The sequence below is a fragment of the Allokutzneria albata genome (assembly GCF_900103775.1).
In the GTDB taxonomy this organism is placed as follows: Bacteria; Actinomycetota; Actinomycetes; order Mycobacteriales; family Pseudonocardiaceae; genus Allokutzneria; species Allokutzneria albata.
The window spans coordinates 2,323,773-2,336,522 of the sequence record NZ_LT629701.1; the positions used below are offsets into that span (position 1 = coordinate 2,323,773).

The window sequence follows — 12,750 nt, forward strand, 5'->3', positions numbered from 1 at the left end:
GACCATGGCCGATTATTTAAAGGAACTTCCATTAATAACCCCTGCGGGAGGTGATGACCGCGTGGTGACCGTGGCGATCGTCGGGGCGGGCAGCCGGGGCGCGACCTACGCGGCGCGCGCGACCGCGACCGGGAAGGCGCGCGTCGTCGCGGTGGCCGAACCCCGGCCTGCCGCGCAGAAGGCGCTGGCGGACTCCTACGACGTGCCGCCGGAGGCGGTCTTCGACGACTGGCGCGACCTGCTGGCCCGGCCGCGCCTCGCCGACATCGCGGTGATCGCGACCCAGGACCAGGAGCACATGGAGCCCGCCGTCGAGCTGGCCCGGCGCGGCTACCACCTGCTGCTGGAGAAGCCGATGGCGACCACCGAGGCGGCCTGCGAGGCGATCGTGCGGGCGGCCGAGGAGGCCGGGGTGCTGCTCGCGGTCTGCCACGTGCTGCGCTACACGCCCTACACCCGGCTGCTGAAGTCGATCGTCGACAGTGGGCGGATCGGCGACATCGTCAGCGTCGAGCACCTGGAACCCGTCGGCTGGTGGCACCACGCCCACTCCTACGTGCGGGGAAACTGGCGTCGCGAGGCCGAGTCGACGTTCATGCTCATGGCCAAGTCCTGCCACGACCTGGACTGGCTGGCCCACGTCATCGGTCGCCCGGCAGCGCGGGTCTCCTCCTTCGGCGGGCTCTACGAGTTCCGGCCGGAGCGCAAACCGGCGGGCGCGGCGGACCGGTGCCTGGACTGCGCCGTCGAGCCGGACTGCCCGTACTCCGCGCCGCGGATCTACCTGCCGTTCCTCGACGAGCCGGACCGCGTCTGGCCGTTGTCCGTCGTGACCACGGACCGCACGGAAGAAGGCGTGCGCAATGCCCTGCGGGACGGGCCTTACGGCCGGTGCGTGTACGCGTGCGACAACGACGTGGTCGATCACCAGGTGGTCGGCATCGAGTACACCGGCGGTGTCACCGCGTCGTTCACCATGACCGCGTTCGCGCCCGTCAGCCACCGCAAGACCCGCGTCTTCGGCACCCGCGGATCGCTGGACGGCGACGGGGAGAGCATCACCGTCCACGACTTCCTCACCGGGCCGGAGACCGTGCGGCCGTTGCCCGCGGGCGGGGCGACCGCCGACGACGGGCACGGCGGCGGGGACCAGGGGCTCGTCGACGCCTTCATCGAGGCGGTCCGCACCGGCGACCGGAGCCTGATCTTGACCAACGGCAGGGACAGCTTGGAATCGCACCGGCTGGTGTGGGCCGCGGAGCGGGCGCGCCGGACCGGCACCGTCGTCAACCTGGAGGGAACACGATGAAAAGGGCTTTGGCACTGGGAATCGCGGCCCTTGTGGTCACCGGCTGCGGCACGTCGGCCCCGGAGGGCACCGGCACGAACGACGGGCGCGGCCCGATCACGTTCGCCACGCTGAAGGACGGCACGGGCACGGTGCCGAAGCTGGTGGAGGCGTGGAACGCCGAGCACCCGGACCAGACGGTGCGGATCATCGACCTGCCGGAGGGCGCGGACGGCCAGCGGCAGCAGCTGATCCAGCAGGCGCAGACCAAGTCCGACACCTACGACGTGATCACGATCGACCTGCCGTGGAACGCCGAGTTCGCGGCGCGGCGCTGGGTCACCGAGCTGCCCCGCGAGCAGTTCGACGTGGACGGGTTCTTCGCCGCGCCGCTCAAGGGATCGGAGTACCGGGGCAAGCTGTACAGCATCCCGCACTTCACCGGTGCCGGAATGCTGTACTACCGCACCGATCTGCTGGGCAGGGCCGGGGTCGCCCCGCCGAAGACCTGGGCGGAGCTGAAGGCCGCCTGCGCCAAGGTGCTCGCCCTGCCCGAGGCGGCGGGCATGTCCTGCTACGCCGGGCAGTACGACAAGTACGAAGGTCTGACGGTCAACTTCGCCGAGGCGGTCGGCTCGGCGGGCGGCCAGGTCACCGACGACGAGGGCAAGCCGAAGCTGGACACGCCCGCGGCCAAGGCCGGACTGGACTTCCTGGTGTCGGGTTTCCGCGACGGCACGGTGCCGCCGGACGCGATCACCTACAAGGAGGAGGAAGGCCGACGGGCTTTCCAGCAGGGCAAGGTGCTCTTCCACCGCAACTGGGCCTACGTCCACGCGCTGATGAACGCCACGGACGGTTCCTCCGCGGTGCCGGGCAAGTTCGCGGTGACGGTGATCCCCGGGGCGTCCGGGCCCGGAGTGTCCACTTTGGGCGGTAACAACCTCGCCGTGTCGGCCTTCTCCAAGAAGCAGGCCACCGCGCGGGAGTTCATCAAGTACATGACCAGTGTGGACACCCAGCGCACGCACGCGAAGGGCTCCGCGTACCCGATGACGCGGACGGCGATCTACCAGGACCCCGAGCTGCGGGCGAAGTACCCGTACCTCCAGGTCCTCCAGGACGCGATCGTGGGTGCGCGCCCGCGTCCGGCCCTGGTCCGCTACGGCGACGCGTCCTCGGCGATCCAGGAGCAGGTGTACGCGGTGCTCGGCGGGAAGACCACGCCGGAGCAGGCGTTGTCCACCCTGCAACGGCAGCTCGCCGAGTTCGCGCAGGGAGCCTGACCGGTGCAGGCCCGAGCCGGCAGGATGGCCGCGCTGCTGTTGTCGCCGACCCTGCTCGTGCTCGGGCTGGTGGTCGGGTACCCGTTGCTGGCCGCCGTTCGGGAATCGCTCTACCGCAGCGGTGACCAGCTGGACGCGGACGGCTTCCTGCAGACCGGCGACCGGTTCGTCGGACTGGACAACTACGCCGACGCGCTCGGATCGCGGTTCTGGACGGCCTTCGGCAACACGTCCTTCTTCACCTTCACCACCGTCGCGATCGAGGTGGTGATCGGCACGGCGATGGCACTGGTGATGCACAGGGTGGTCCGGGGCCGCGGGCTCGTCCGCGCGTCGATCCTGGTGCCCTGGGCGATCCCCACCGCGGTCTCGGGCCTGTTGTGGCGCTGGATCTTCCAGTCCGACGGGGTGGCGAACCAGGTGCTCGCGACGGAGCTGCTGTGGACCTCCGACGGCTGGGCCGCCAAGGTCGCGGTGATCATCGCGGACACCTGGAAGACCGCGCCGTTCGTCGGCCTGCTCGTGCTCGCCGGCTTGCAGCTGATCCCGAACGAGGTGAACGAGGCGGCGCGACTGGACGGGGCGAGCGTGTGGCAGCGGCTGTGGCGGGTCACCCTGCCGCTGGTCAAGCCCGCCCTGCTGGTGGCGGTGCTGTTCCGGCTGCTGGACGCGCTGCGCATGTTCGACCTGCCGTTCGTGCTCGTCGGCCCGCAGAAGGGCTCGGTGGAGACGTTGTCGATGCTCGCGTGGAGCGAGGCCAACCAGGTCCGGTACGGCCCGGCCGCGGCGTACTCGGTGGTCCTGTTCCTCTACGTCGTGGTCATCGCGTTCGTGTTCGTCAAGCTGCTCGGCGCGGATCTATTGGGAGACAAGAAGAAGGGCGCTTCGACATGACCGCTGTCCGTCGGCTGGCGCCCTTGCTCGGGATCACCGTCATCATCCTGTACTGCCTCGCGCCGTTCTACTGGATGGTGGTGTCGAGCTTCCGCCGCACCAGTGACATCTTCGACATGTCCGTGCTGCCGTCGCCGTGGTCGCTGGAGAACTACCAGGCGGTGTTCAGCGGGCAGAACCAGTTCACCCGCGCACTGCTCAACAGCCTGGTGGTCGCGGGCGTCACGACCGTGTTCACCGTGCTGCTCGGCACCCTGGCCGGGTACGCGTTGGCCCGGTTGGACTTCCGGTTCAAGAACGCTGTGCTGGCGCTGGTGATCGCCACCTCGATGTTCCCGGGGATCTCGCTGGTGGTGCCGCTGCTGAAGCTGTTCTCCGAGATCGGCTGGATCGACAGCTACCAGGCCATGATCGTGCCGAGCATGTCCTTCGCGCTGCCGCTCGCGGTGTGGAACCTGACCACGTTCTTCCGCCAGCTGCCGGTGGAGCTGGCGGAAGCGGCCACTGTGGACGGCTGCACCCGGGGCCAGGCCTTCCGCAAGGTGATCCTGCCGATCGCGGTCCCCGGTGTCTTCACCACCACGATCATCGTGTTCGTGGTGGCGTGGAACGAGTTCGTCATCGCGCTCAGCATGGTGAGCAAACCGGAGATACAGACCGCCACAGTGCGGATCTCCCAGTTCGCCGGGTTCGCGGGCTACGACAGTCCGTTCGGGACGCAGATGGCCGCCGGTGTCATCGTCACCGTGCCGCTGGTCGTCGCGGTCCTGCTCTTCCAGCGTTGGATCATTTCCGGCCTGACCTCGGGTGGTGTCAAATGACCGGCTTACCCAGCAGAAGAACGTTCCTCGGCCTCGCAGGAGTCAGCGCGGCGGCGATCGCGCTCGGCACCGGGGCCCCGGCGCACGCGTCCACTCCCGGCGGCGAGGACGTTCCCGCCGATCCCTTCAAGCTCGGTGTCGCCTCCGGTGATCCTGAGCCGGACGGGTTCGTCCTGTGGACGCGTCTGGCCCCGGAGCCGCTGGCCGCGGACGGGCACGGGGGCATGCCGCGGCGCCCTTTCGACGTGCACTACGAAGTCGCCGAGGACCCGCAGTTCTCGCGAGTGGTCCGGCGCGGGCACGCGGTCGCCTCCCCCGACCTGGCACATTCCGTGCACCCCGAGGTGAACGGGCTCCGCCCTGGGCGGGAGTACTTCTACCGGTTCCGCGCGGGACGCTCGATCAGCCCGGTCGGTCGCACGCGGACGGCTCCGGCCCGGGATGATCAGGCACCGTCGCTGTCGTTCGCGGTGGCGTCCTGCCAAGCTTGGTACCACGGGCATTTCACGGCGTACCGGCACATGGCGGCCGAGGACATAGACCTCGTGTTCTTCGTCGGCGACTACATCTACGAGTACGCCATCAACTCCGTGAACCTGTGGCGCGAGGGCGTTCAGCTCGACAAGGTGCACGATGCCGAGGTCCGCACGCTTGAGCAGTACCGGTTGCGGTACGCGCTCTTCAAGTCCGACCCACACCTGCAGGCCGTGCACGCTAGGGCCCCGTGGGTGTCCACTTGGGACGACCACGAGGTCCAGAACAACTACGATCACGCCGGGCAGGGCGTGACGCCGGAGGACTTCGACCGCAGGCGCGCGGTCGCCTACCGGGCGTACTACGAGAACATGCCGCTGCGCCGGACCTCCCTGCCGCACGGCCCGGACATGACCCTGTACCGGCGCCTGCACTGGGGGCGGCTGGCGGACATCAACGTGCTCGACACGCGCCAGTACCGAGTGCCGGAGAAGAGCATCCTCGGCGCACGGCAGGAGAAGTGGCTCCACAATGGACTCCGTTCCTCCTCGGCGACGTGGAACGTGTTGGCACAGCAGGTCGTCATGGCGCAGATCGACCGGGACACCGGGCCGGGCCAGACCTTCAGCGACGACCAGTGGGACGGCTTCCGCGCCGAGCGGGAGCGGTTGCTGGCCCTTCGCACGCCCAACCTGGTCGTGCTGACCGGGGACATCCACCGCCATGTCGCCGCCGAGCTGAAGGCGGACTTCAACGATCCCGCGTCCGCCACCATCGGCACCGAACTGGTGGCCGGATCGATCGGCTCGGACGGAGACGGCGCTCCTCGCGACGCCTACACCGATCTCTGGCTGAGCAACCCCCACGTGAAGTTCTACGACGGCCGACGCGGTTACCTGCTCGGCAGGATGACGCCGGAGCGGTTGACCTCCGAGTACAAGGTCGTCGACTACATCCGGCGCGATGACCGGGCCCCGGTCGCCACCGCCGCCCGCTTCGTCACGACCGCCGGGCGTCCCGGTTTGGAGGCGCTGTGATGTCAGGAGGCCCTGGGATCCGGCGACTCGCGGTCACCCCCGGTATCGGGTGGATCGACCTCACCTGGGAGGCGAACTCCTTTCACCCGCTGGTCGACCACTTCGCCGTCTACGCATCGGAAACCCCCTTCTCGCAAGGGGAACTGGTCGGCAAGACCGTCTACACGCGGTTCCGGCACGACAACCTCGGGCCGCGCGGCCGAACCTGGTACTACCGCGTCGTCACCGTTGACGCCGCGGGAAACCGCAGCCGACCGAGCCCGGTGTCGCGTGCCTCGTCGCTGACCTCGGTCACGGTGTCCGGGAGACCGGTGGCGGTCATCGGGGACTACGACCGCAAGAGCCTGGAGCTGGCGCTCGCCCCCAACGGCTACCAGCAGTACTCGACGCGGTTTCCCACCGGGCCCGACTACGCGTTCGGTTCCAGCTCGCCCGGTACCGACTGGCCCTACCTGCACCCCGGCCCGGCGGACAAGTGGGCCGGGAGCAAGGCGCACACCTTCCGGTTCCGGTTCCCGTTGCCCTCGGTCCGCGAGCTCGTGCTCGTGCTCGCAGTGTGGCTGATCGACACCCACGCCACGAACCCCGGCAGGTTGACGGTGTCCTGCAACGGAGCGCCCGTGACCGACGTGGCCCTGGACAAGGGCGCCACCAAGGGCTCCACGATCGGCGAGGGCCCGCTCCTGCGTCCGTCCATCGTGGAGGTCCCCCTGCCGTGGAACGCGCTGCGCGTCGGCGAGAACGTGATCGCACTGGGCAAGGCCAGCGGTTCGTGGCACGCCTACGACGCCGTAGGCGTGTTCGAGCCCGGCTGACAATCGCCCGATCGCGGGTTGCCGAACCCCGCCGTCGTTCGGTTGGATCATGCGCGACGTGCGCCAAGCCACCGGCGAGGGGATCTGATGAGCAACACCGAGTTTCCGACCGAGAACGCGCCCGACCCGGCCGAGGACGCTCCGAAGCCGCCGCAGGGCGCCGAGGTCGAGACGCAGACCTTCTTCTTCGGTGACGCCTTCGACGACTAGGACGCCGTCGAGCCCAGCACCGAGAGCAGGGTGAGCTTCTCGTAGCCCTCGGTGCCGGGCGAGGCCGTGTAGACCAGCAGGATCTGGTCCTGGCTGTCGGTGCGCAGCACCTGGCAGTGCAGATCGAGCACGCCCAGCTCCGGGTGCACCACGCGCTTGTGCTCGCCCCTGCGCACGGCCACCTCGTGCTGTTCCCACAACGCGGTGAACTCCGGGCTCAGCTCCAGCAGGCTGTCCACGAGCGCCCGCGCCCGCGAGCCGGGACCGTTGCGCACCAACGCCGCCCGGAGCGTGGCGACCTGCACGCGCGCGTGGTGGTCGTGGTCGGCCTCGGGGTAGATCGCGCGCGAGGACGGGTCGGTGAACCACCGGTAGACCGAGCTGCGGGCGAGCCCGGTGAAGTGGGTCTGGTCACCGAGCAGCGCGGTGGCCAGCCAGTTCTGCACCAGCGTCTCGCCGAGATCGCTCAGCACCAGCGCCGGCGTGTCGGTGAGCCGGTCCAGCACCCGCATCAGCCCCTGGCTGACGTGGTCGGAGCGCAGCACCCGGGTCGGCGCGCTGTGCCCGGCCAGGCGGAACAGGTGGTCGCGCTCGTCGAGGCTCAGCCGCAGCCCCTGGGCGATCGCGGCCAGCATCTGCTCCGAGGGCTTCGGTCCGCGCTGCTGTTCCAGGCGGCTGTAGTAGTCGGTCGACATGCCCACGAGCACCGCGACCTCGTCCCGGCTCAGCCCGGAGGTGCGTCGGCGCGGTCTGCGGGGCAGGCCCACGTCCTCCGGCTGCAACGCCTCCCGGCGAGTGCGGAGGAAGTGCGCGAGCTGTTCCCTGTCCATGTGCCCGATCGTAGGCAGCCCCGCGCCGTCAGCCAGGGATCGCCGATCCCTGGATGAGGGAGTCCTTCCGCGGTGTCGGCACCCGGCCGAGGGTTGTCGCCATGACACGCATCGCACTGATCACCGGCGGCAGCCGGGGTCTCGGCCGCAACACCGCGCTCCACCTGGCCCGCCAGGGCGTGGACCTGGTGATCACCTACCGCACCGCGGCGGCCGAGGCCGAAGCCGTCGTCGCCGAGGCCCGGCAGCTGGGCCGGACCGCCGTCGCACTGCCCCTGGACGCCGGGGACAGCGGCACCTTCGCCGCGTTCACCGGTGCCGTGCGGGACGAACTCGCGCACCGGTGGGGCCGGGACACCTTCGACTTCCTGGTCAACAACGCGGGCATCGGCAGGAACGCGCCGTTCGGCGAGGTGACCGAGGACGTCTTCGACGAGCTGATGAACGTTCACCTGAAGGGCGTCTTCTTCCTCACCCAGGCACTGTTGCCGTTGCTCGCCGACGGCGGGCGGATCGTCAACCTGTCCACCGGCCTGACCCGCTTCACTCTGAACGGATACTCCGCCTACGCCAGCATGAAGGGCGCGGTGGAGGTGCTGACCCGCTACCTCGCCAAGGAGCTGGGCCCGCGCGGTATCGCGGTGAACACCGTCGCGCCCGGCCCGGTCGAGACCGACTTCAGTGGTGGGGTCGTGCGGGACAACGCGGAGCTGAACAGCTTCCTCGCCGCGCAGACCGCCCTCGGACGCACCGGTCAGCCGGACGACATCGGTGCTTCGATCGCGGCGCTGCTGACTGACGGCACCGGGTGGATCACCGCGCAGCGCATCGAGATCTCCGGCGGCACGTTCCTCTAGCGCTCGTAGGATGGCGCGATGGAGCTGCGGCGGTTGCGGTAGCTGTGCGCGGTGGTCGAGGAGGCACACCTCACCAGGGCCGCGGAGCGCTTGGGTATCCGGGCGTCGTCGCTGAGCCAGCCGATCATCGCGCCGGAGAAGGAACGCGGCGCGTCGCTGTTCACGCGCACGCCGAGCGGCATGGTGCCGACCCCGGCCTCGGAGGCGCTGCTCCCCCACGCCCGGCCGATGCTGGACACGGCGGACCTCGCCGTGCGCGCGTTCGTGGTGAGCGATGTCCCGCTCGGGGTGCTCGTCCGCCGCGACCACGCGCTGGCCAATCGGGACGATGTGAGCTGGGGTGATCTCGCCGAGCAGGATTTGCTGCTGTACGAACGGGATCTCGCGCCCGGCTACCACGATCGGCTTCTCGATCGCTGTTCGTCGCGGAGCTGCTGCACGGCTGTGATCTCGTGGCACTACGACCGCGCTGGGACAGTGCGGATCTGCAGTGGTTGCCGTTGCGTGCGAACCGTTCGGGACATCCTCGTGGACAGCTTTGCCAGCGACGCGGTTTCGTGCGGTCATGGCCTTGTGACAGTGGGGTGTTGTCTATCTCGCCGCCGAGGGTGCTCAGCTGATCGAGCCGTGCGGAGCGTTCGGTCCTGTTTGGACAGCTCGGGTGATCGAGGCGGTGGACGTCCCGGTCGGTGCCGTCACCTACGGCTCCGAGGCCACTGAGCGGTTGGACGCGCTCTTCGGATAATTCGGTTGCCCCGGTTCCCTAGGTTCTTCAGACATGGAAGCGCTGTGGGTGACCGGGGCTCCGGGCACGGGGAAGTCCACCACCGGCTGGGGCCTGTACACGCGCATCGCCGAGCGGGGTGGCAGCGTCGTCTACGTCGACGTCGACCAGCTCGGCCTCGTCGGTCCACCTCCGGGCGGCGGCGACGCGGGACATGCCATCAAGGCCGACAACGTGGTGCGCCTGCTCGACCTGATGCGCCGCCGCGGTGTCCAGCAGGTGATCATCTCCGGCGTCGTCGATCCCAACAGTCCTCCGTGCTGGACCGGTCTGACGCTCGTGTGTCTGGGGTGCGATCGGGACGAGCTGCGCCGCCGGTACCTCGGTCGTGGTTCCTCCCCCGACACGCTGGACGCTCTCTTCGAGGTGGCGGACGTGTTCGACCGCTTCGACGACGTCATGGACACGACCGGTCAGCAGCCCGAGGACACCGTCTCCGAGTTGCTACAGCACTGCGTCGTGCGCCCCGGCGAGGTCCAGCCGCTGACCGTTCCCACTCCACCGCCCCCGCGCGTCATCGTCGTGAGTGGAGCCACGGCCGTGGGCAAGTCGACCGCCGCGTGGGGCGCGCTGCAAACCCATTGGCAGAAGGGCATTCCCACCGCCTACGTCGACATGGCGCAGCTCGGCTTCGTGCACCCCGGACCGGATTCCGTCCTGTCGGCTGCCTGCCTCTCGGCGTTGTGGCAGGGCTACCACCAGGCCGGTGCCGAAGTGCTGATCGTCGTGACGCGCGACGCGCTGCCCACGGGGATCTTCCCGGAGGACTCGGTGACCAGGGTCCTGCTCGACGCCGACGCCGCGACGCTGGCCGAGCGGGTGAAGCGGCGAGCCGCGGGCGAGGGCGCGCTGCTGGCGGGCGACGAACTCCGCGGAGCCTCCCAGGCCGTGCAGCTCGACGTGACCGCCCGCGCGGTCGCCGAGGCTGAGCGGCTGCGGCACACCGGCCAGATCGTGCTCGACACGACGGGTCACAACGCCGACGAGACCACGGCCGCGTTGCTCGGGTTGACCTTGCCCCAGGGGTAAGGCTGTGTGCTCCGTGGCATGACACGTTCTCGGCTGGTCCTGCCCACGTACGTGGCCGCGGAAGGGCTGTCCCTGTTCGGCAATTCGGCCATCAACGTGGTGCTGCCGTGGCTCGTGCTCGCCCGCACCGGCGACGCCTCCGCGGCCGCGATCGTCGCCGCGTGCGCGGGCGTGGTGCAGGTCGGGGCGACCTTCGCGATCGGCAGGCTCGTTGACCTGTTCGGCGCCCGCCGCCTCGCGGTCATCGCCGATGTCGGCTCCGCGGCGTCGGTCGCGGCGCTGGCGTTGGTGGGCATCGCAGGCGGGCTGTCCCTGCCGGTCATGATCGCTTTGGCCGCGGCGGGGGCGCTGTTCGACATCCCGGGGATGACCGCGCGGCAGACCTTGATGCCTCGCGTCGCGGAGCGCTCCGGGGTCGCGCTGGACACGGTCGCCTCGGTGCGGCAAGGCGTGTTCGGGCTCTCGCTGTTCACCGGCCCGGCCCTCGCCGGGGTGTTGCTCGGCGTGTTCGACCCGGAGCGGGTGTTGTGGCTGACCGCCGCCTGCTCGGCGCTGGCCGCACTGGTGACGCTCGGCATCCGGGTGCCGCCGGTGATGGGCGGACGGGAGGCGGAGCCCGGTGTCCGCGGCGGCTGGCGCGCGCTCCGGTGGACACCCGTCCTGGTGAAGCTGTTCAGCGTCGCCACGGTGTCCGCGGGCATGTCCGCGCCGCTGCTCCAGGTGCTCCTCCCGGCGCACTTCGCCGCGTCGGGCCGCCCGGACCTGCTCGGTTTCACCATGTCGGCCCTTGCCGTCGGGGTGATCGCGGGCTCGGCCGGGTACGCGGTCCTGGCGAAGGTGTCGCGACGCCTGGCGTGGACGGTCGCCGTCGCGGCCACCACGGCGGGACTCGTCCTGATCGCTACGCTGGAGGGGTTCTGGCTCGTCGGGCTCGGCGCGGTGGTGGTCGGAGTGTCCAGCGGGATCGTCAGCCCGGTGTTCAGCGTTGTCGTGGCCGAACGCGTCCCAGCCGCCCAGCTCGGCAGCGTCATGGGAATGATGAACGCCGCGTCCCTGGTGTCCGGGCCGCTCGGGCTCGGCGTCGCCGGTGTCGTGGTCGCGAACGGCGGCCTGCCGGTCCTGGCGTGGGGAGTCGTGGCCGTCTGGATCGTGGTCGGGCTCGCCTGCGCGACGGGGCCCGCCCTGCGCGATCTCGAAGCACCCCAGGAGGTGTCCGCGCGTGCTCACGATTAGCCAGCTCGCCGCGCACGTCGGCTGCACGACCAAAGCCGTGCGCGTCTACCACCAGCGCGGGCTCCTCCCCGAGCCCGAACGCGACGCCTCCGGCTACCGGCGCTACGACGCCCAGGCCGTGATCGACCTCGCCCGCATCGTCACGCTCGCCAAGTCGGGCGTGCCGCTCTCCCGCATTCCCGACGTCCTGCACGCCCGGCCCGGTGAGATCGAGCGCATCGACAGCGAGCTGCGCGACCGCATCCGCGAACTCCAGGACCGCCGCAGGCAGCTCCGTCAGCTCGACCAGCCCGACCGGCTCTGCCTGCCACCCGAAGCCGTCGAGCACATGGAGCGCTTCCGCGCGCTCGGCCTGTCCGAACGGCACGAGCGCGCGGTCCGCGACGGCTGGATCCTCATCTGCGCGCTCGCCCCCGGCTTCGCTCGCGCGTACCTCCCCGTGCGCACCGCCCTGCTGGAGGACGAGGAGTACGTGGCGGTCATGCGTTCCTACGACGAGGCGATCGACTGGGAACCCGACGATCCAAGGCTGGACGCGATCGCGGACGCGGCGTTCCGCCTGGCCCGGCGCATGACCCTCCCGTCGGACCTCCCGAGCTGGAAGGAGGTCCCCCGCGAGGCCGTCGAGGTCGTCATCGGTCACAACGGCATCGACAGCCCCGCGTGGCGACGGCTCGACGAGATCGTCGAGCAGCGGCTGGCGCGCGTGGTGTAGGTGGTGGGTTTCCAGCTTGCGCCGGTTCCGGCGTGGGCTGGCTGGTTCCGGCGGGGGTGGCTGGTTCCAGCGGGGGTGGCTGGTTCCAGCGGGGGTGGCTGGTTCCGGCGGGGTGTGGCTGGTTCCGGCGTGGTGTGACAGGTTCCAGCGGGGGTGGCTGGTTCCAGTGTGGGCTGGCTGGTTCCAGCGGGGTGTGGCTGGTTCCGGCGGGGGCTGGCTGTTTCCAGCGGGGTGTGGCTGGTTCCGGCGTGGGGTCGGCTTGACCTGGGGCCCCTTGCGCGTGCCCGTGGGCCTTACGGGGCACGGGATGAAACTCCGGCCCTCGCGGGAAGCGTATGGCACGCGCACCCCAGGTAAAGCCTCGGCTGGGTTCCCGGCTTCCGTTTGCTGGGACCTGCGTTAGGGCTGGAACCGTTGGGCGATAAGGGAAAGTTCACTCCGTAGAGCCATGATCCACTATTTGCAGACGCTAAAATA

General features: G+C 70.0%; 13 protein-coding genes and 1 pseudogene. 13 read left to right on the forward strand and 1 reads right to left on the reverse strand.

The window, feature by feature from the left end; all coding sequences use genetic code 11:
* The first annotated feature begins 64 nt into the window (after positions 1-64).
* The 7 genes from BLT28_RS10535 (at position 65) to BLT28_RS42490 (ending at position 6,825) form a co-directional block, all read left to right on the forward strand.
* Complete coding sequence (locus tag BLT28_RS10535; RefSeq protein WP_231950723.1) at positions 65-1,309, forward strand: Gfo/Idh/MocA family protein; 1,245 nt, start codon at positions 65-67, stop codon at positions 1,307-1,309.
* The gene (locus BLT28_RS10540; RefSeq protein ID WP_030433788.1) at positions 1,306-2,574 is read left to right on the forward strand and encodes an ABC transporter substrate-binding protein; all 1,269 of its coding nucleotides are present in this window, start codon (positions 1,306-1,308) and stop codon (positions 2,572-2,574) included. Before BLT28_RS10535 ends, BLT28_RS10540 begins: the two co-directional genes overlap by 4 nt.
* Positions 2,575-2,577: 3 nt before the next feature.
* Positions 2,578-3,468: a carbohydrate ABC transporter permease gene (locus BLT28_RS10545; RefSeq protein WP_231950725.1), complete on the forward strand. Its 891-nt coding sequence runs from the start codon at positions 2,578-2,580 to the stop codon at positions 3,466-3,468.
* The gene (locus BLT28_RS10550; protein ID WP_030433786.1) at positions 3,465-4,289 is read left to right on the forward strand and encodes a carbohydrate ABC transporter permease; all 825 of its coding nucleotides are present in this window, start codon (positions 3,465-3,467) and stop codon (positions 4,287-4,289) included. The genes BLT28_RS10545 and BLT28_RS10550 overlap by 4 nt, the downstream gene beginning before the upstream one ends.
* Positions 4,286-5,800, forward strand: a complete 1,515-nt coding sequence (locus BLT28_RS10555) for an alkaline phosphatase D family protein (RefSeq protein WP_030433785.1) — start codon at positions 4,286-4,288, stop codon at positions 5,798-5,800. Before BLT28_RS10550 ends, BLT28_RS10555 begins: the two co-directional genes overlap by 4 nt.
* Positions 5,800-6,615 (forward strand): polysaccharide lyase family protein, encoded by an 816-nt coding sequence (locus tag BLT28_RS10560; RefSeq protein WP_030433784.1) that lies wholly within the window; start codon positions 5,800-5,802, stop codon positions 6,613-6,615. The genes BLT28_RS10555 and BLT28_RS10560 overlap by 1 nt, the downstream gene beginning before the upstream one ends.
* An 87-nt stretch (positions 6,616-6,702) precedes the next feature.
* Positions 6,703-6,825 carry a hypothetical protein gene (locus BLT28_RS42490; RefSeq protein WP_269459644.1) on the forward strand — a complete coding sequence of 41 codons (123 nt, stop codon included), beginning with the start codon at positions 6,703-6,705 and terminating at the stop codon, positions 6,823-6,825.
* On the opposite strand, the gene BLT28_RS10565 is transcribed toward BLT28_RS42490, so the two are convergent.
* A complete protein-coding gene (locus BLT28_RS10565; RefSeq protein ID WP_030433783.1) occupies positions 6,822-7,655 on the reverse strand; it encodes a helix-turn-helix transcriptional regulator in 834 nt (277 codons plus the stop codon). The genes BLT28_RS42490 and BLT28_RS10565 overlap by 4 nt on opposite strands.
* A 101-nt stretch (positions 7,656-7,756) precedes the next feature.
* On the opposite strand from BLT28_RS10565, the gene BLT28_RS10570 reads away from it, so the two are divergent.
* From BLT28_RS10570 to BLT28_RS10590, 6 genes and pseudogenes are all read left to right on the forward strand, one after another.
* Positions 7,757-8,512: an SDR family NAD(P)-dependent oxidoreductase gene (locus BLT28_RS10570; RefSeq protein WP_030433782.1), complete on the forward strand. Its 756-nt coding sequence runs from the start codon at positions 7,757-7,759 to the stop codon at positions 8,510-8,512.
* A gap of 51 nt (positions 8,513-8,563) precedes the next feature.
* Positions 8,564-8,881, forward strand: a pseudogene (locus BLT28_RS41815) (LysR family transcriptional regulator); the annotation flags it as partial.
* A 250-nt stretch (positions 8,882-9,131) separates the two neighbouring features.
* Positions 9,132-9,257 carry a DUF6506 family protein gene (locus BLT28_RS41820; RefSeq protein WP_231950846.1) on the forward strand — a complete coding sequence of 42 codons (126 nt, stop codon included), beginning with the start codon at positions 9,132-9,134 and terminating at the stop codon, positions 9,255-9,257.
* A gap of 33 nt (positions 9,258-9,290) precedes the next feature.
* Positions 9,291-10,325: an AAA family ATPase gene (locus tag BLT28_RS10580; RefSeq protein WP_030433780.1), complete on the forward strand. Its 1,035-nt coding sequence runs from the start codon at positions 9,291-9,293 to the stop codon at positions 10,323-10,325.
* Positions 10,326-10,343: 18 nt separating this feature from the next.
* The gene (locus BLT28_RS10585; RefSeq protein ID WP_081900870.1) at positions 10,344-11,558 is read left to right on the forward strand and encodes an MFS transporter; all 1,215 of its coding nucleotides are present in this window, start codon (positions 10,344-10,346) and stop codon (positions 11,556-11,558) included.
* Positions 11,545-12,273 (forward strand): MerR family transcriptional regulator, encoded by a 729-nt coding sequence (locus BLT28_RS10590; RefSeq protein WP_030433778.1) that lies wholly within the window; start codon positions 11,545-11,547, stop codon positions 12,271-12,273. Before BLT28_RS10585 ends, BLT28_RS10590 begins: the two co-directional genes overlap by 14 nt.
* Positions 12,274-12,750: the final 477 nt, after the last annotated feature.

What these genes read in the sequence shown, in the direction of transcription:
- BLT28_RS10540 (WP_030433788.1), top strand. Translation starts at nt 1,306, where the DNA reads ATGAAAAGGGCTTTGGCACTGGGAATCGCGGCCCTTGTGGTCACCGGC.
- BLT28_RS10550 (WP_030433786.1), top strand. Translation starts at nt 3,465, where the DNA reads ATGACCGCTGTCCGTCGGCTGGCGCCCTTGCTCGGGATCACCGTCATC.
- BLT28_RS10555 (WP_030433785.1), top strand. Translation starts at nt 4,286, where the DNA reads ATGACCGGCTTACCCAGCAGAAGAACGTTCCTCGGCCTCGCAGGAGTC.
- BLT28_RS10560 (WP_030433784.1), top strand. Translation starts at nt 5,800, where the DNA reads ATGTCAGGAGGCCCTGGGATCCGGCGACTCGCGGTCACCCCCGGTATC.
- BLT28_RS42490 (WP_269459644.1), top strand. Translation starts at nt 6,703, where the DNA reads ATGAGCAACACCGAGTTTCCGACCGAGAACGCGCCCGACCCGGCCGAG.
- BLT28_RS10565 (WP_030433783.1), bottom strand. Translation starts at nt 7,655, where the DNA reads ATGGACAGGGAACAGCTCGCGCACTTCCTCCGCACTCGCCGGGAGGCG.
- BLT28_RS10570 (WP_030433782.1), top strand. Translation starts at nt 7,757, where the DNA reads ATGACACGCATCGCACTGATCACCGGCGGCAGCCGGGGTCTCGGCCGC.
- BLT28_RS10580 (WP_030433780.1), top strand. Translation starts at nt 9,291, where the DNA reads ATGGAAGCGCTGTGGGTGACCGGGGCTCCGGGCACGGGGAAGTCCACC.
- BLT28_RS10585 (WP_081900870.1), top strand. Translation starts at nt 10,344, where the DNA reads ATGACACGTTCTCGGCTGGTCCTGCCCACGTACGTGGCCGCGGAAGGG.